18 protein-coding genes are annotated in these 18,321 nt (G+C 33.7%); 2 read left to right on the top strand and 16 right to left on the bottom strand.

What is annotated here, in order from left to right; all coding sequences use genetic code 11:
* Positions 1 to 3: 3 nt before the first annotated feature.
* From murQ to P3U32_RS01765, 10 genes are all read right to left on the bottom strand, one after another.
* Positions 4 to 888 carry an N-acetylmuramic acid 6-phosphate etherase gene (gene murQ, locus P3U32_RS01810; protein WP_323703903.1) on the bottom strand — a complete coding sequence of 295 codons (885 nt, stop codon included), beginning with the start codon at positions 886 to 888 and terminating at the stop codon, positions 4 to 6.
* Entirely contained in the window at positions 888 to 1,943 is a 1,056-nt protein-coding gene (locus P3U32_RS01805; protein ID WP_323703902.1) for a MupG family TIM beta-alpha barrel fold protein, read from the bottom strand. The genes murQ and P3U32_RS01805 overlap by 1 nt, the downstream gene beginning before the upstream one ends.
* A 163-nt stretch (positions 1,944 to 2,106) precedes the next feature.
* Positions 2,107 to 2,469: a DUF1304 domain-containing protein gene (locus tag P3U32_RS01800; RefSeq protein WP_323703901.1), complete on the bottom strand. Its 363-nt coding sequence runs from the start codon at positions 2,467 to 2,469 to the stop codon at positions 2,107 to 2,109.
* Positions 2,470 to 2,481: 12 nt separating this feature from the next.
* On the bottom strand, positions 2,482 to 2,865 hold the full coding sequence (panD, locus tag P3U32_RS01795) for an aspartate 1-decarboxylase (protein ID WP_323703900.1): 384 nt from the start codon (positions 2,863 to 2,865) through the stop codon (positions 2,482 to 2,484).
* Between the two features lie 345 nt (positions 2,866 to 3,210).
* On the bottom strand, positions 3,211 to 3,825 hold the full coding sequence (locus tag P3U32_RS01790) for an AAA family ATPase (protein ID WP_323703899.1): 615 nt from the start codon (positions 3,823 to 3,825) through the stop codon (positions 3,211 to 3,213).
* Positions 3,822 to 4,679, bottom strand: a complete 858-nt coding sequence (locus tag P3U32_RS01785; RefSeq protein ID WP_323703898.1) for a class II fructose-bisphosphate aldolase — start codon at positions 4,677 to 4,679, stop codon at positions 3,822 to 3,824. The genes P3U32_RS01790 and P3U32_RS01785 overlap by 4 nt, the downstream gene beginning before the upstream one ends.
* Positions 4,680 to 4,693: 14 nt before the next feature.
* The gene (locus P3U32_RS01780; protein ID WP_323703897.1) at positions 4,694 to 5,983 is read right to left on the bottom strand and encodes a PTS sugar transporter subunit IIC; all 1,290 of its coding nucleotides are present in this window, start codon (positions 5,981 to 5,983) and stop codon (positions 4,694 to 4,696) included.
* Between the two features lie 15 nt (positions 5,984 to 5,998).
* On the bottom strand, positions 5,999 to 6,304 hold the full coding sequence (locus P3U32_RS01775) for a PTS sugar transporter subunit IIB (protein ID WP_323703896.1): 306 nt from the start codon (positions 6,302 to 6,304) through the stop codon (positions 5,999 to 6,001).
* Positions 6,301 to 8,385: a BglG family transcription antiterminator gene (locus P3U32_RS01770; protein WP_323703895.1), complete on the bottom strand. Its 2,085-nt coding sequence runs from the start codon at positions 8,383 to 8,385 to the stop codon at positions 6,301 to 6,303. Before P3U32_RS01770 ends, P3U32_RS01775 begins: the two co-directional genes overlap by 4 nt.
* 366 nt (positions 8,386 to 8,751) lie before the next feature.
* Entirely contained in the window at positions 8,752 to 9,636 is an 885-nt protein-coding gene (locus P3U32_RS01765; protein WP_323703894.1) for a 5'-nucleotidase, lipoprotein e(P4) family, read from the bottom strand.
* 151 nt (positions 9,637 to 9,787) lie between these two features.
* Here P3U32_RS01765 and P3U32_RS01760 point away from each other — a divergent pair, with 151 nt between their 5' ends.
* Positions 9,788 to 10,789, top strand: coding sequence for an LLM class flavin-dependent oxidoreductase (locus P3U32_RS01760; protein ID WP_323703893.1), 1,002 nt, complete (start codon positions 9,788 to 9,790; stop codon positions 10,787 to 10,789).
* A gap of 240 nt (positions 10,790 to 11,029) precedes the next feature.
* Here P3U32_RS01760 and P3U32_RS01755 read toward each other — a convergent pair whose 3' ends face one another.
* The 6 genes from P3U32_RS01755 to P3U32_RS01730 all read right to left on the bottom strand — a co-directional run bounded on the left by P3U32_RS01755 (position 11,030) and on the right by P3U32_RS01730 (position 17,268).
* Entirely contained in the window at positions 11,030 to 12,244 is a 1,215-nt protein-coding gene (locus tag P3U32_RS01755; protein ID WP_323703892.1) for a CynX/NimT family MFS transporter, read from the bottom strand.
* 107 nt (positions 12,245 to 12,351) lie between these two features.
* Complete coding sequence (gene pruA / locus P3U32_RS01750; protein WP_323703891.1) at positions 12,352 to 13,902, bottom strand: L-glutamate gamma-semialdehyde dehydrogenase; 1,551 nt, start codon at positions 13,900 to 13,902, stop codon at positions 12,352 to 12,354.
* Positions 13,903 to 14,016: 114 nt separating this feature from the next.
* Positions 14,017 to 14,916: a homocysteine S-methyltransferase gene (gene mmuM, locus P3U32_RS01745; protein ID WP_323703890.1), complete on the bottom strand. Its 900-nt coding sequence runs from the start codon at positions 14,914 to 14,916 to the stop codon at positions 14,017 to 14,019.
* On the bottom strand, positions 14,894 to 16,228 hold the full coding sequence (locus P3U32_RS01740) for an amino acid permease (RefSeq protein WP_416361240.1): 1,335 nt from the start codon (positions 16,226 to 16,228) through the stop codon (positions 14,894 to 14,896). Before P3U32_RS01740 ends, mmuM begins: the two co-directional genes overlap by 23 nt.
* A gap of 181 nt (positions 16,229 to 16,409) precedes the next feature.
* On the bottom strand, positions 16,410 to 16,919 hold the full coding sequence (locus tag P3U32_RS01735; protein WP_323703888.1) for a thioredoxin domain-containing protein: 510 nt from the start codon (positions 16,917 to 16,919) through the stop codon (positions 16,410 to 16,412).
* Positions 16,920 to 17,067: 148 nt separating this feature from the next.
* Entirely contained in the window at positions 17,068 to 17,268 is a 201-nt protein-coding gene (locus P3U32_RS01730; RefSeq protein WP_323703887.1) for a cold-shock protein, read from the bottom strand.
* A gap of 477 nt (positions 17,269 to 17,745) precedes the next feature.
* Here P3U32_RS01730 and P3U32_RS01725 point away from each other — a divergent pair, with 477 nt between their 5' ends.
* Complete coding sequence (locus tag P3U32_RS01725; RefSeq protein ID WP_323703886.1) at positions 17,746 to 18,300, top strand: DUF4256 domain-containing protein; 555 nt, start codon at positions 17,746 to 17,748, stop codon at positions 18,298 to 18,300.
* Positions 18,301 to 18,321 lie beyond the last annotated feature (21 nt).

The following is an 18,321-nucleotide window of genomic DNA, read 5'->3' as shown; positions in this document are numbered from 1 at the left end:
TGTTTACGTATTTCTCACAAATCCCTTTGCTTTGTTTATTTTTTGTACTGCGATTTCTTTAGTGACTTCATGCATTCCCATTACAATTGCCACCTTCACTTGATGATCACTTTGCTCAAATAATCTTTCACTTTCCTCATCTGAACAATTCAGTATTTCTTGAATCATGTTTATCGCTCTTTGTTTCAACTTCTTATTAGTTGGCTTTACATCTATCATTAAATTTTCATATACTTTTCCGATGCCTACCATGGCACCTGTTGAAATCATATTTAAAATTAATTTTTGTGCAGTGCCCGCTTTCAATCTTGTTGAACCAGTTAAAACTTCCGGACCAACATCTACTTGCACTGGATAATCTGCATATTGGCCAACTTCAGATTGACGGTTACATGTAACACAACCTGTAGGAACACCTATACTTTGAGCATATTTCAATCCACCAATGACATAAGGTGTTCGTCCACTCGCTGCTATTCCTACAACCGTATCATGTTCATTTATGTTTAATGATTTTAAATCAGCTTCCCCTAAAAGCGCATCATCCTCTGCACCTTCTACCGCTTCAGTCATTGCAGAAGGTCCGCCAGCAATCAATCCTATGACAACATCAGATGTTACACCAAATGTTGGTACACATTCAGCAGCATCTAATACCCCTAATCGTCCGCTAGTACCTGCACCTAAATAAATTAATCTCCCATCGTTTTGAAATCCTTTAATCACTTGTTTAATCAGCTGAGCGATAGCATCGTTTTCTACACTTATCGCCTCTGCTACTTTTTGGTCTTCATTATTCATCACTTCAACAAATTGTTCAGGTGTTAACGTATCTAATTGTGCAGAACGTGCATTCCTTGATTCTGTCGTTAATTGATTAATCTCCATTATATTTCTTCCCCCTTCACAAACTGAAATGCCTGCCCTGAATCGATTATGTCAATGCACTCTATATCTTGCTTACAGACATAACCAATGACATTTACCCCTTCATGTCTTTCTAAATTTACTTTCGCAATTTGTAGTTCATGCATATAACGTCCATAGATTATATTATCTAATGTTATCGCGCCTTTACTTCTTGTTACTGTTCGCTCAGGATGAATATCTCGTTGATTATGTTGTGCGCGTGCTTCTTCAGCTCTGATGACATCCCGAGCTTTATCTTTTCTATTATGAAAAACCTTCCCAATAACGCTATCCAAATACGATGATTCGGATGTTACATAAAGTGAAACGATTCCATTATGAATATAATTACTTAATTGAAATAATGATGTTGATTGCATATAACTGTCCCCTATACAGATATCATCAACACCTAATTTCAATAATTCATATGCAGCTACGAGTGGATGTGTATGTCTATGATCTTCCAATGTTGGTAATCCTTTAAATACTGGACCTCTATACGTTGTTCCTGGCACAAATGCCATTATGGATACATCAGGAAAATGCACTTTAATTTCTTGATTCTGCGCTTTAAAATATTCCCGATCTAAACCAGTTTCTGGTCTTGGATAATAATTATGTGCCACCATAATGCGTGACATATCAATATTTTCTTGGCTCAATTTGTGTAATAAATCGATCGCATCTGTGCTTGCGTTACACACAATTTTAACTTCATCTAATAATGAAACGATTGAAGGTACATCCATCGAAATATCTAATCTTATCCAATCAATACCCATTTCTTTTAAAACTGTTGGTTCATCGTAAGATAATCCTAAGTTTTGAAATGCATGTGGGCTTGCGTCTGCGATTATTTCAGCTCTATCCCCGACAAAATGGCGTAAGTCTTGCAACTTATCTATATATTGAGCTGAGTCATCTTCCGGAATTTGAAGTGATGTAAAAATATATTTAGAACCTTCCTGCAACATCATTTCAATATAATCCTCATCAAACGGTTCACCCAAGTACACTGAAAAACCTAACATAACAACACACTCCTCTTGGAATCGATTACATTATCTCATCTTTGAAATAAAATTACAATATTAATTATTTATTATACCTTTTACGAAATATCGTTTCGTGCCAAAAAAAGATCCTATGTATGAAAGATATAAATAAATACCTTCACACATAGGATTCAACAATCTATAAAAATAATACTAAGATGAGTGCAATAATTGCCGGTCCACCTTGCTTCAAAATAATCGATTTAGAACTCGTAAGACTACCGTATACCGCTGCTAAAATAATAAAGATTAATAATAAAGAAACCATCTCTTGTGGATTAGTTGAGAAAAATAATCCATAAAATAAAGCAATCGCTAATAAACCATTATATATCCCTTGATTCTTAAGTAATACTTGTATGTTCTTATCTTTAAGCACTTGTAATTTCATATTAAACGTTTGTGCTGTTTTCTCAGATGCAGTCGCTATTGTTTCTAAATACATAATATAAAGATGCTCAACAGCAACAATAACTACAAAGATTGAGGCTAATACACTCATGTTCATTCTCCTTTATAAAACAATTTGATTTTCTTTTTCTTCAATCATTTCAATAATTTCATTATTTTCATTCATTACAGCAACTTTAGGAGAATGCGTTCGTGCTTCTTCGTCAGTTACTTGAACATAATTCATTATAATAATAACATCGCCTACTTGAACTAACCTAGCCGCTGCACCATTCAAACAAATATGTCCGGTACCCCTCTCACCTTCGATAACATAAGTTTCCAATCTCGCACCATTATTATTGTTAACAATAGCGACCTTCTCGTTTGGTAATATATCAACCGCGTCTAAAATATCTGCATCTATCGTAATACTACCTACGTAATTTAAATTTGCTTCCGTCACACGTGCACGATGAATCTTCCCGTTCATCATAGTCCTTATCATAGTATTCAACTCCATCTATTTATTTAGATTTATATACTCGTTATTATCATACAATGTTATTTTGAACAGTCAACTATTAAATTCTGGATATGAGTAGTATTGGTTTTTTGGGGAAAATTGAGTGAAGAGGTGTGGATGTGGGTGTCGGTGTGGATGTTGGCGACGGTGCAGGTGTGGGTGCGGATGTGGCTTACTGCCAGAACTCTGAATTATGTCCGTTACAACCTTCTTAGGGACAGTATTCCGAATTATGTCCGTTACAACTTTCATCATGTCACTACCGTCCTAGTTACGCATACACAAAAAGCAAACCAAGTCTTCTTTTGGTTTGCTTTTTATATAGATTCATCTTTTATTATCAATCTGAGTTATCGTTTTATTTACCCACTCTATTATTTCTTGAATATCTATGTTTTCAAATTTCGAAACATCTACCTGCTTATTTTCCCCAATAAAAAATTGATCGTATTTTCTTTTATCACATCGTTCTTTAAATGTTTTAAAATCATCTAAATCATCGGGTTCTTTTACTAAACTTTCCTTATAATAAGAAGTTAGTATATGTCCAACATGTCTATCTTCACTTAAGTCACGTTCTCGTTGCCTTTTATATAACTCATAAATATCACCTTTTAAAGTAATGGTAATTGGATTAAATCCGTATTTATTTATTATTGTTTTTAATGTATTTTCTTGTTTATAACTAAATGGATAATCAATAATTACTTTAGTTGATTTTTCAAATTCATCTTCTAGTTGATTGTAATACTCATCCCAAGCTTTGAGTCCTAATTCTTTTTTCTCTTCTAAGTTGCTAAACCCTAATGTATCAAAGCAATTTTCTTTAATATCGTCATAGGACAATAGTTTCCATTCTTTATCTTGTGACATAATTTGATTTGCCATATAAGTTTTCCCAGTACCTGGGGGACCTGCCAAGATTAAAATGATTTTCGTCATACTTTAACACGTTCTTTATTCATAAATAAATTAATTTTATGTGAAACGATTTGTTTTACCGCTTCATTACAAGGAATGATATTGTGTCTTAACGACTTATTAACCTTTGTTTCTCCAAAGTATTTTTTCGCAGTTTCTGTCCAAGTTACAAGTAATTCTGTACCAACATTAAATTTTCTGATGCCATTATCTATTAACTTAGGTACGTCTTCTTCTTTAACGCCCGTACCGCCATGGACAACAAGTGGCGTGTTTACAATACTGTTAATTTCAGCTAATAAAGGGATATTAACATCTGTTTTAGATTTAAATTGACCATGATTCGTGCCGATAGCAACTGCCAATGCATCTACGTTCGTTGTTTCAGCAAAGTATTTTGCGTCTTTTGGATCTGTATACCTTACTTCTGAACCATCTATCGTAATCCCTTCTTCAGTTCCTCCTATGATTCCTAATTCGCCTTCAACTGAAACACCATTTTTGTGCGCGTAATCTACAACTGCTTTTGTTTTCATAATATTTTCTTTTAAAGGTAATGACGACCCATCAAACATTACTGATGAATACCCAGCATCAATTGCTGATTTTATATCATTAAAATCTTTAGCGTGATCCAGATGTAAAACGACATCTACCATTTCTGATTCGGCAATACTTTTTGTCACATTGACTAAAGTTCTATAACCTATATATTTCGCAGTATCTACGCTGGTTTGAATAATGATTGGACTTCCTGCTTCTTTTGCAGCTTCAATCATACTTGGTAACATTTCTAAATTATGTGCGTTAAATGCACCAATCGTACAATTTAATCGTTCTGCCTTTTCTGTAGCTTCTTTCAAATTAATATACATATATATTCTCTCCTTTAGAATGCTTTCATTAATGGTCCGATAATCCATGCATAAAATAAAGCTGCAGCTACAGTATCAACATCTGTTGCAGTAGCATTTACAAATCCCATGTTACTTAAAACAGTCACAAGTAATGCTGGTAATAATGTAATGAACAATCCATGTGCGATACCACCTATAATGGCACCTCTTAAACCACCCGTTAAGTTACCAAATATTCCTGCAGTTCCTCCTGCGAAGAAGTTCGTCAAGATTCCCGGAATAATCATTGCTAATCCAAACGCAGGGAATAAAAACATCGCGATGACAGATCCAATAGTAGTTGTTATAAATCCGATAATCACTGCATTTGGAGAAAACGGAAATAGTACAGGACAATCTAATGCTGGTTTTGCATCAGGGACAAGTTTCATCGCTATCCCTTTAAATGCAGGTACGATTTCACCTAAAAGTAATCTAACACCTGCAAGCAATACATATACACCAACAACAAACTGAATAGATTGTAAAAAGGCATACATAATATAGTTCGTATCACCTGAGAGTTTCGAAGCAAATGGTTCCCCGGCAAATAATACTGTAATTAAGAATAATGGTGCCATGACAACCATAAGCGATAAGTACGTATCTTGAAGAAATTCAAAATTCTTTGGAAGTTTTAAATCTTCGACTGATTTTCTATTTTCTCCTCTTTTACCAAATACGTACCCAACACCCGCTTCAAAAACATAACCTAGTGTACAAAAGTGGCCTAATGCAATATGATCTCCACCTACAATTTTTCTAACAAAAGGCTGAGCAATTGCTGGCATCATTGTTGCGAATACACCACCGATTAATCCCCCAATTACTACTAAAGTGATGTCTCTTAATCCAGCGAAGTACCCACCAATCGTTGTCATTGTAGCCATCCATAACAACGCTTGGCCAGTTAAAAAGATATATTTCCAAGGTGTAAAACGCGCTATTATAATGTTAAAGATAAATATAGCTAAAAATGTAAAGGCAATTTCTCTTCCCAGTCCTAAATCACCCATTGCCTGTCCATTTATCGCTTCAATCGATGGGACAATTCCTTCCATTTGAAAACCTTCAGAGAATATCTTCCCAAAATACGTTAAACTCCCTACAATAATTGCCGAACCTGCAGTTAAAACTTGAAATCCTAATAAAGTTTTAAATGATCCAGATACAATTTGGCCAAATGATTTTTTCTGTAATATTAAACCTAACATTGCTATTAAAGCTACGATGATTGCTGCTTGTGTCAAAATATTTTCTATAATAAAGTTTATAATTTGCATAGCATCACTTCCTTATTAAATGATCCCTTTTTCTTTTAATACTGGTGATAACTTTTCTTCTATTTCTTCAGTTGAGACAATGTTTTTTAGATAAACAATTGTTGTTACAGAATCATCGATTGAGAAATTATTAAATTGTGATCTGAAATTTTCACCCGTTATAATGATTTCTGCATTTCTTGATACAGCTGATGAAATCGTATCGTGGTCTAAATTTGCTTCTACACCTAATTTATTCAATACATCTTCCGCCGCCATTTGACACGCGAAACTACTTCCTAACCCTGCGCCACATACAAATAAGATATTAGTTTTACTCATGATATTTCCTCCTTTAATAAATGATTTATAAATTCTTCTTTATTCTTCAAGCTCAGTAATTTATTAACTTTATCCTCATTTCTCACTAATGCAACGATACTTTTCATAATATTTAAATGTGAATATGAATCCGTTGCTGATAAACAAAAAATTATTTTAACTGGGTCATTCAATTCATTTCCAAATTCGATATTTGGACTTAAAGTTGCTATACTCACGCCTAGTTCTTTTGCGCCGTCTTCAGGTCTAGCATGAGCCAATGCGATGTGTTTACCAATCACAATATATGGCCCATATTCTTCAACTGTCTGAATCATTGCTTCTTGATACTTCGTTGTGATAATTCCATCATCAAGTAATGGTTTAGAAACTAACTCGATTGCATTTTTCCAATCTTTACAAGATTTATTCAATTGAACGTGGTGTTTCTCTAATACTTCATTTAACATAGGTTGCACCTCTTTATCGTCGAAATTAAAATTATTTTGATCAAATATTTTCTTAACATCTTTATAATTTTCTTTACTTAATTTCATTCCGTTTTCTTCTAGCCAATTTGTAACATCTTTAAATAATGTTGCTTCATTTCTATTAACGTTATTATTATTTCGAGATAAGTATGCGTATTTGTCTAAAAATCCTTCAATCTTTTTTATGTCTGTTTCATTGAGTATCGCATTAACGAAACAGGTTGGTTTTCCATATTCCGCTTCTATAGTCGTAAATACAATATCCACATCATTCTCATTGATCAATTCATCCTGATTTGAAGCTAGGATATTGATGATATTCACATTAAAATGTGACTTTAATATTTCTGCTAATAAATTACTTGTCGCTATACCAAAACTACATACAATCACTGCATTAAAATAATTTTTGTTTTGTTGCACATATTTAAAGTATGCAGTTGAAAAGTAAACAGTAATAAATGCAATTTCATCTTCTGTAAATTCTAATTCTATATATCGATTTAACCGGTTCTTAGAATACTTCTTAATTGTTTCAAAAATTTTCAAATGATTATTTTTTATATTTTCTTTTAGAGGATTATAGATTTGTATTCCTTGCTCTAAACGATTAATTAATCCCGAAATGTGTTTATTGAGTCCTCCAAATAAGTAACTTTGGTATCCTTTAAAATCAATAGACAATTCATGTTCTACATATTCAATGAGTTGAAGACTGATTAATTGAGAGAGTGCGTCGTTCCTTCCATCAAAATCAATACTTCTATTTCCAATCAATGCATCAAGTCTATTATTGATAAAGTTGAATTCACTTATATCTACTGAATCATGTTTTACATTAATAACTTCATCGATAAAAATATTTACGATACTCAAATTTTTCTTTTTATCCGTTTTAACGAATTCAATAATATGATTATCTCTAATACGAGTGATCCATATAGCTGTTAAAATGATCATTGATAATTTAATGTCACCTTGCTGAATTGAAATAACTTTAGAATAAATATTTTCGATAGTGTAAATATTTTCAAGACTGATAAATTTGATCAGTGGACTATAGCTTTCAAACAATTGATCAATCGATATTTTATCTTCAATTATTTTTCTGACTAAATAATCATAAAGAAATGCACGTATATCAGATTCACATCCGTCAATATATAGTCCAGTTGAAATATTGGAATTGATTTTCAAATTAAACTTCCCTAAATCTTCTCTTACCATTTTCATATCTTTGTCCATCGTACTTTTAGATATCTCTAGTTCTTCACACAATTCATAAATTTTCTTGTGAGAATCTTTCATTAATCCATGAACAATAATGTATTCTTTTCTATACGTGGGATCATAGATTTGTTCTTCTATATCACCAGATATAATCCCTTTTAAATTCGTTTTTTGCAAAGTTGATAAGTTTAAATTGAGTACACCATTTTTATTATTGATTACTAAAAATTGATTATTTGTAAGAAATTCATTAATGTCTCTCAAATCGTTGCGAATAGTACGTTCAGTTTTTTTAAACATAATGCTTAATTCTTTTGTCGTGATACTCGCATTACTATTAAGAAAAATATTCAAAATATTCATCGGCCGATTTTTTAACATTTTTAACATCTCCCTTAATACATATTGTAAATTTATACTCCGATAATTGTTAGTACTTATATATTCTAAGTAATCGCGGAAAAAATGTAAGCGTTTACTATAGTGGTTGTGGATTGAGATTGGATTGTGCGTGGTGGGCTTAGGGACAGAATCCTGAATTTTGTCCGTTACAACCTTCTTAGGGACAGAATCTCGAATTATGTCCGTTACAACTCTCTTACGGACAGTATTCCGAATTTTGTCCGTTACAACTCTCTTACGGACAGTATTCCGAATTATGTCCGTTACAACCCCCTCTCACTCCGGAAACTATATTTTATTCTAAAAAAAACACTGCTTACTTTTATGTAAACAGTGTTTCGTTACTTATTTTTCATTTGATGTTTTCGTTGTTTTTGTTGCTGGATCGAAATATGTTAATGGTTGTTTTCTTAACTGGTCTAATTTATCTGGTGATTGTGCAAAGTTTCCGCCGTACAATGTTGCTTCCCAACTACCATACATTGGATTCGGGAAGATGATGTATTTGTCACCGAAGTCTTCTTTGTGTTTCTCAATAAATTTAGTTCTTGATTTAAGTGTGCTTTCTTTAGGTTCATCAAAATCTAATATATTATCCCCAAATAACATGATTAAATCGTGATTTTCACGTACTTTTTCTCTTCTTTGTTCTTTTCCTTTTTCATTTTCACCTTTTAACAATAAATGTTCTTTATTGGCTTGTGGCATTTTTAAGTCTTTCATATTTTTCAATGTACCTTTGAAATCTTCTTTTTCACTTCTATCTGTGACATAAAAAATTTCTACACCTTTTTTATCTGCATATTTTAAGAATGACTTGGCACCATATACTGGTTTTGCACTTCCTGTGTCGATCCATTCGTGCCAACCTTCTGGATATGTTTTATGTTTTAAGATTGCATATGCTTGGTACGGAGAATTATCAAGTACCGTTTCATCTAAATCTAAAACGATTGCTGGTTTCTTTTTACCTTTATGATGCTTCAGCTTTTCATCTAACTTATCTTTGGCAGTATTATAACCTTGTAAATACAATGCTTTAGCTTCTGCTGAAGTTTGGTACCAAGCTACACTCATAACATTTTGTTCAGCCAAATCGGCTTTCGTCACTTTTTCATTTTGAATTTCTTTTGTCGCATCTTGGCTCGCAAATGCTTCATTTGATTGGGCCATACCTGTTGTACCACTTAACAACACAACTAATGCTGAACTTGCAATTATTTTTTTCATGTATTTATCCCCTTTTTAAAAATATTTTCACATTAACTTTACAACTAATTAATATTTTAAACAAGATACAAAAAAATGCATTTTTGAGCAAAATATAATCATTTTTATGTGAATAAGCTATACTAAAAATAAAAAATAGGAGTACGGTTTCATGAAATTAAGTGTATTAGATCAAGCGCCCATTTCAAAGGGAAATTCACCCGAAACGACGCTACAACATACAATTGAATTAGCACAATTCACTGAGCAATTAGGCTATCATAGATTCTGGGTAGCAGAACATCACAATACGAGTGGTCTAGCAATCTCATCCCCTGAAATATTGATGACACGTATTGCCGCTTCAACAAATCGTATTCGTGTTGGTTCTGGTGGAATCTTATTACCTCAATACAGTCCTTATAAAATTGCTGAAAATGCGAAGACGTTAACTGCATTATTCCCATCACGTATTGATATTGGTATCGGAAATTCACCTGGGGGCTCGCCAATTACTCAAAAAGCTTTAACTGATAATCACATCAAACCTATCGATGACTTTTATAGACAAGTGTCTGACTTACAAGGGTTTATGCATAATACGTTGCCACGTGATCATGACTATCGTCTTGTCAAAGCTAGTCCACGAATTGAGCAACCACCAAAACTATGGTTGCTTGGCCTCACTGAAAACGGTGCAAAAAATGCTGCGAACCTTGGAATTGGTTTTGTTTTTGGACATTTTATAAATTCTAAATATAGTAAAATTGCTATGAAGACATACTATGAACAATTTAAACCATCAGTGAGTCAGACATCACCTTCTACAATTGTATGTATCTTTGTCGTTTGTGCTGAAACAGATGAACAAGCCGAAGCCCTTGCTGTCACACAAGACAAATGGTTATTGAATATTAGTAAAGGATTAGGAACACAAGTACAACCACCTTCTGAAATAAACAGAGATAATTACAGTAATGACGATTTAGAAATTATAAAGAAAAACAGAGAACGTTGTATTATTGGTTCACCGAATACAGTGAAATCCCAATTACAACGACTCTCTGAGCAATATCAAACTGATGAATTTATGATTATAACTAATATTTATGACTTTGCAGCAAAGCAAAAGTCATATCAATTACTTGCTGAAGTGATGGAGATAGAAGATTGATTCTGAAACGCACGATATCTCGGCATCTACCCCAAAGTCTTCGTGCGTTTTATACCTAATCGCACGATATCTCAGCACCTACCTGCGTTTTATACCTAATCGCACGATATCTCGGCACCTACCCCAAAGTCTTCGTGCGTTTCATACCTAATCGCACGATATCTCGGCACCTACCCCAAAGTCTTCGTGCGTTTCACACCTAATCGCACGATATCTTTTCTATCCTACCTCTCCATTCACTCAATCGTCCTCAACATATCTATCTGTAGAGGCTTGTAATGCGACGATATAGAATAATATGGATATCACTACGAGTGAAATAATACCTATATGCCATCCGCCTAAAACGTCATGTAAGAGTCCGATTAAAAATGGACCAATTGCAGCGATAAAGTATCCAATCGACTGTCCAAATCCTGATAATGTCATACTTCCAACATGTGTTCTTGCTCGAATCGAGAAGAACATCATACATAAACTAAATCCTGCACCCATACCAAATCCAGCAACAATCATTCCTAAAACCCAAAAGAAATAAATATCTATAAATAAGAAACTAAATCCTATAACAAACAATAAACTTACTATCGTTACTAGTAACTTTTGGTTTTTCATTTTTGAAGCTATGATTGGAAAGATAAAGGTCATTGGCACTTGTGAAAATTGATTCAACATTAATAAATAACCTGCTGTCGTTGGTGATAAGCCTTTATCTACCAGAATGGTTGGCATCCATGCAATAACTGTATAAAATATCATCGATTGCATTGCCATCGTCAACGCTACAGCCCAAGATAATTTTGATTTCATGAGTTTAATTTTCGGTGCTTTTATATTCTGATTGGATGCTCGGTTCGTTTGCAATTCTTGTGATTTATTTTTCTTAAATTGCCCTATCCACAACATAAGTGCAAGTATCGTAAAAATTATCCAAAAAGAAAGTGACAATCGATATCCTAGTGGTGTCAGTTGTGACAAAGGATAACTTAATCCGCCACCTAATCCTGCTGTAAGATTCATCGTTGCACTATACATACCCGTGAATAAACCAATTTGTAATGGAAACCGCCATTTCACATAACTCGGTAAACATACATTTCCTACTGCTATCGCGACGCCTAAGAGTACAGTACCAAATATAAATAATCCGACGTCTCCCGAAACACGCAATAATATCGCAATGAACAACAAACATAACGCACTCAAAATTGTTCCAGTCATTGTAAATCGGTTAATAATACGTGATACAAATGGTGATACCATCCCAAACAATATTAAAGGAATCGTCGTTAATAAACCTGCCAGACTATTACTAATATTTAAATCTGATTTTATTAATTCTATAACTGGACCTACTGATGTTAAAGGTGCTCTCAATGTAGAAGCAACAAAAATCATCCCTAGTACTACCCAAACAACTTCATTTAGTTTGTATTTTTGCATTTTGTTCTCCACATACTCACCACCTTTATTGATATGCTTTTAAAAATAATAAAAGCACTTATTACTAAGAATACTCTTCTTAATAATAAGCGCTGTTTATTCAAATTGAAATATATGATTTAAAATTGTTCAGAGAGTACTTTTTGTTCTAAGAAGTTCAACATGTAATCTGGACTACCTGTCTTGGCATCTGTACCTGACATTTTAAATCCACCGAATGGATGATATCCAACGACAGCTGATGTACATCCTCTGTTTAAGTACAAGTTACCTACATCATAATCTTCACAAGCTTTTATCCAATGTTCACGATTATTTGTAATCACTGCACCTGTCAAACCATAATCTGTATCGTTAGCTACTTCTAGTAACTCATCAAAATCATTGCACTTAGTGAAGCCAACGACTGGACCAAATATTTCTTCTTGCATGATTTGATCGCTCGTTTTAAGATCCGAAATGATTGTTGGATGTACGAAATATCCTTTACTATCATCCGTTTTACCGCCAACTTCTAATTTGCCTTCTTTACTTCCAATATCGATATAGTTTTTAATTTTATCGAATTGTTTTTTATTTATAACTGGACCCATGTATACATCTGAGCCATTTTCAGTATGCTTGATTGTTAATTCTTTTGTTAATTGAATTGATTTTTCAAGCACTTCATCGTACACATCTTTATGAACAATCGCACGTGAACATGCTGAACACTTCTGACCAGAGAAACCAAATGCAGAATCAACAATTGCTTGTGCGGCTAAATCTGTATCGATTTGCTCATCTACTACAATTGCATCTTTCCCGCCCATTTCAGCAATAACGCGTTTTAAGAAGTTTTGACCTTCTTGTACTTTAGCTGATCTTTCATATATGCGTGTGCCTGTTGCACGAGATCCTGTAAACGTCACAAAGTGTGTATCTTTATGATCTACTAAATAATCTCCAATTTCTTTTGGATCACCAGGTACAAAGTTAACAACACCTTTAGGTAATCCAGCTTCTTCAAACACTTCTATTAATTTATATGCAATTAACGGCGTGTCCTCAGCAGGTTTTAACAACACTGTATTCCCTGCAATGATAGGTGCAGCTGTTGTCCCTGCCATAATTGCAAATGGGAAGTTCCATGGTGGAATTGTTACACCTGGCCCCATTGGTTTATAAATATATTGATTATGCTCCCCTTCTCTATCTAAAATTGGCTTCCCATGAGCTAATTCCATCATAGATCTTGCATAATATTCAATAAAATCTATACCTTCATTTGTATCTCCATCTGCTTCATTCCACGGTTTACCCGCTTCATAAACCATCAACGCAGAAAATTCATGTTTTCTTCTACGTATAATGGCAGATACTCTCATTAGTAATTCTGCTCTTTCTTTAGGCGTCCACTTTCTCCAAGTATTGTATGCTTCCTTTGCCGCTTCCATCGCTTGATCAACTTGTTCAGTTGACGCTTTAGAAACTGTACCAAGAACTTGCTGATGATTAGCTGGGTCTACAGAGTCATATTGATCATCTGTAAAAATTTTCTCGCCATTAATCACGAGAGGAATTTCTTTCCCAAATTCTGCTTTAACTTTAGTTAAAGCATCTTTAAAAGCCTGTTGATTCTCTTGATTTGTGAAATCTGTTGCAGGTTCATTGTGAAATTCTACTACCATCCTCATACCTCCTAAAAATAAACACCATTTAAAAGGCTTATCGCCTCTTATAGAACATTTTACTATTCTATTTTCATTTTTATCAAGTAAAGCCCTTTCAAATTATAAAAACTTCTATATTAATGACCTAATTTCCTTAATATCTTTCGGTGTTGTCTCACAACAACCACCTACAATTTGAACACCTTGTTCGAGCCATTGTTTTGTATTTTGAGTCAGTTGATCATTCTCAGATGTTCCAATCCATACTTTCTTTTCAGGATCATAAGTCTTACCGCCATTTGGATATAATGCGATAACTTGAGGCAAGCTTAATAGCCCGCGTTTAATCGCTTGGTTCACACCTTGAACACTTGAACAATTAATGCCAAAGACAGGTACACGATCAAGATGTAGGCGAATAAACTGACATACTTGTTCAAAATCTGTGCCATCCGATAATTGACCCTCATCGTTGACTGTACAAGAAATCCAAAAAGTCGTCTCATCACTATAGTTAGGAATAATATATTCAACAATTGCTTTAATTTCATTTATATTTGGAACTGTTTCGAATACAAAATCATAAATACCTCTATTAATTAATGCATTAATACGGTCTTCATGAAATGCTACGTATTCCTCTACTGAAATCTCATATTCACCCGTATACTCAGAACCATCACTTAAATATGCACCATATGGCCCTAAACTTCCCACAATCACTTGTTCATCTGTCGTTGTAGTAGTAATACTATCTACAGCAATATCAAAAAGATGTTCAATTTCTTCCGTGTTCATTCCAATAGATTTAAATGTATCAAAACTTGCTTGATATGTACTCGTTAATATAATATCTGCACCTACATCAACAAATTCTTGATGTGCTTGTTTTACCTTTTCAGGTTGATGAACAAGGACTTCACTCGACCATAATGAGGAGTTCAAATTGCATCCATAACCTTCTAATGTTGTCGCTAAACCGCCATCTAAAACGAGTTGTTTATCATGATTAATTTTCTTTAGAAGTCTCATATATTTGTTCTCCTTTTTTATGATATTTAACGAAATAAAAAATAATCGCTATTATTGCAAATGGTAAACCAAAGTATAGTGCTGGTGATTGATTTGGATCAAACAACATACCTACACATGAAATTAAACAAAGTATGAATCCGATAACTGGCACACTGATATGCACGCTTAATTTCGCGTTCTGTCTCTTAGCATTGAAATAAGATAAGCAAATACTCATCCATACAATAACGACTGCTAAACCAGCAATTGAAACAAGAACGATATATAAAGTATCTGCAGCATAAATACTTGAAAATAATGCTAGTAAACCACCACACATGCTGAAGATTGTCGCACGCACTGGCATTTTATTTCCGCTCAATTTTTGGAATGCTTTAGGAAACATGCCTTCATTTGATAAGCTCCAAACCATACGACTCGCTGCATATAAACCTGAATTGGCTGCTGATAACAATGCTGTTACAATGACCAAATTCATAATATCGCCGGCATATGGTATGCCCATATTTTGAAAAATAACGACAAACGGACTTTCTAATGACTTACCTTGATAACTTGGAATTAATATTGAAATAATAACCATTGTTCCAATAAAGAAAATAATTAATCTCCATAATGTTGCATGAATCGCTTTAGGAATTACTTTTTCAGGATTCTTCGTTTCTCCTGCCGCAATTCCTATCAATTCCGTACCACTAAATGCGTAGTTAACCGCAAGCATCGTAAGGAATACAGCACCTAATCCATTTGGAAACGTTGGATTTGTATATCTCTCTTTAATTGTTTCAATTCCACTGTAACCACCATAATGAACGATACCTACTAGCGTGAGTATACCTAACGCAATAAAAATAACAATCGCTAGCACTTTCACCAATGAAAAATAAAATTCAACTTCAGCATAAAACTTCGTTGATACAATATTAAATACGAGCACGAGTACAATAGACACAATAGAAAATATGTATACAGGTACATCTGGCAACCATTTTTGCATTAATATACCTACCGCAGTAAACTCTGAACCGAGTGCGACTGTCCATGTTAGCCAATAAAACCACGCAACGATATATCCAATAGCTGGATGAATATATTTCGAAGCATATACATGAAACCCTCCTGTTACAGGATGTTCAATTGCTAATTGCCCTAGACATAACATGACGAGATATACAAGAATCGCACCAATCACATAAGATATCATCGTTCCTAAAGGACCTGCTTGTTGCAAAGTATAACCCGAACTTAAAAACAATCCTGTCCCAATTACTCCACCAAAACTAAGTAACATAATATGACGTTGTTTCATATCACGTTTGTATGACTGATTCGACACAATATACCTTCTCTCTAAATTTAAAAATATCTTCAATTCTATATCTTTTAAAAAATTCAGTCAACTTGAAATTTTCTGTAAATAGTGCACAAAAAAATGAGAGTGACGGTGTATCACACGGATTACACCATTTCACTCTACAAATGATTGCGATTTATTTATCTAAAGCAGTAATTAATTTTTGCTGAATCGTTTGAAGATCATCTTCAGTAGAGTCGAAATCAAACGCTTTACCATCAATAAAAATAACTGGAACACCTTTAATGTCTCTTTCAAAAGTTTCTTGATGAATGGCTATCGATCGATCACCTGCATTTTTTTGAGGAGATAATGCTAATTCATTTTCCATTTTTCGTTCAATCGTTTCAAAATTCAAAGTCCATTCATCTTGCGTCTCGAATAAGTGACGAATGATTTTCAATGTTTCATCAGGATCATTGTAATCTAAATAAAGATTGGCTACTGTCCCTTTTAACAAACGTTCTTTTGTTTTATCGAAATGTTTAATAACATAATGCACACGACCATCTTCGATATAATCATTTAAAATTGCATCAGCTGCTTTAAAATAATTTAAACAATACGGACACGCGAAATTAATAAATGCTTCCACAGTATGTTCTGCATCTTTGTTTCCAAATGTTAAATGTTGAACTTCTGGCATAAATATAACCTCCTTATCACTTGTTATATTTATTTAACCATTACATCGCAGATAAAGCGAATAATTAAATTCAGAATAGTCAATCAATTAAAAATAAGCATAAAAAAACTGAGACATTATATTATGTCCCAGTTTAACTAAACTAATATTAGTTTTTAACAACGTTAACTGCTTGAGGTCCACGTTGACCTTCTTCGATGTCGAAAGTAACTGAAGCGCCTTCGTCTAATGATTTGTAACCTTCAGTTTGGATTGATGAGAAATGTACGAATACGTCGCTACCATTTTCTCCTTCGATGAAACCATAACCTTTTTCTGCGTTAAACCATTTTACTGTACCTTTATTCATAATAAAAGTCCTCCTGTGTGCTTTTGCACGATATATTTGCAATAATCAATCTTCAAACTTAAATGGACTTTATTAACAATGAATAAAACTACCAATTAATTTAATGTCGAAATATCACTTGATGACTACTATACGCTATCTGTTAAGAATTGTAAAGCATTATGTTAAATTAACACTTTTATTTTAATTTTATATCGTAAATGACGTTAAAAATACTAGTGGGGAGGGTGAATTTTAGAGATCGTCGCTTAATTCAGAAGTTAATCTACGACTTCAGTCATCTCGTCGCTTAATTCAGAAGTTAATCTACGACTTAGGCGATCTCGTCGCTTAATTCGAAAGTTAATCTACGACTTTGGGTATCTTGTCGCTTAACTCGGAAGTTAATCTACGACTCCCCCTCACCTCACGCCTCATATTACTTTTAATAAAATTAGAATTTGCTAAAATAAAAGAAAAGTATAAAGGGGAATTGCAATGACATCACCAAAAATTACACAAGACGAACAAACTGCGCTTTTTGAAACTTTAAAAAAACGTTTTGAAAAATTTCCAGAACGACATGAAAATATTGAATGGTCTGCAGTTGAAGATCAACTTAATTTAAACCAAGATAAACTTTGGTCACTTAATGAAATGGAAAAGACTGAAGGTGAACCTGATGTCATCGGTTTCGAAGATGGACAATATATTTTTGTAGATTGTTCTAAAGAAAGCCCTAAAGGTCGACGCAGTGTTTGTTATGACAGAGCTGCATTAGATGCTAGAAAAAAACATAAACCTGCTAACAGTGCGATGGATATGGCAAACGAAATGAACGTTTCTATGCTTACTGAGGAACAATATAGACATTTACAAACATTAGGTGAATTCGATAAAAAGTCATCTAGTTGGGTAGCAACACCAGAAAAAATACGTAACTTAGGTGGCGCATTATTCTGTGACTTCCGTTACGATACTGTATTCACGTACCATAATGGCGCCGATTCTTATTATGCTGCTAGAGGATTTCGTAGTATTTTAAAAGTTTAATAAACAAAAAATCCGAGGCAT

The organism is Mammaliicoccus sp. Dog046 (genome assembly GCF_034039665.1).
Lineage (GTDB): Bacteria > Bacillota > Bacilli > Staphylococcales > Staphylococcaceae > Mammaliicoccus.
Note: the sequence above shows the minus strand (reverse complement) of the source record. Positions and strands in the feature narration are given on the sequence as shown.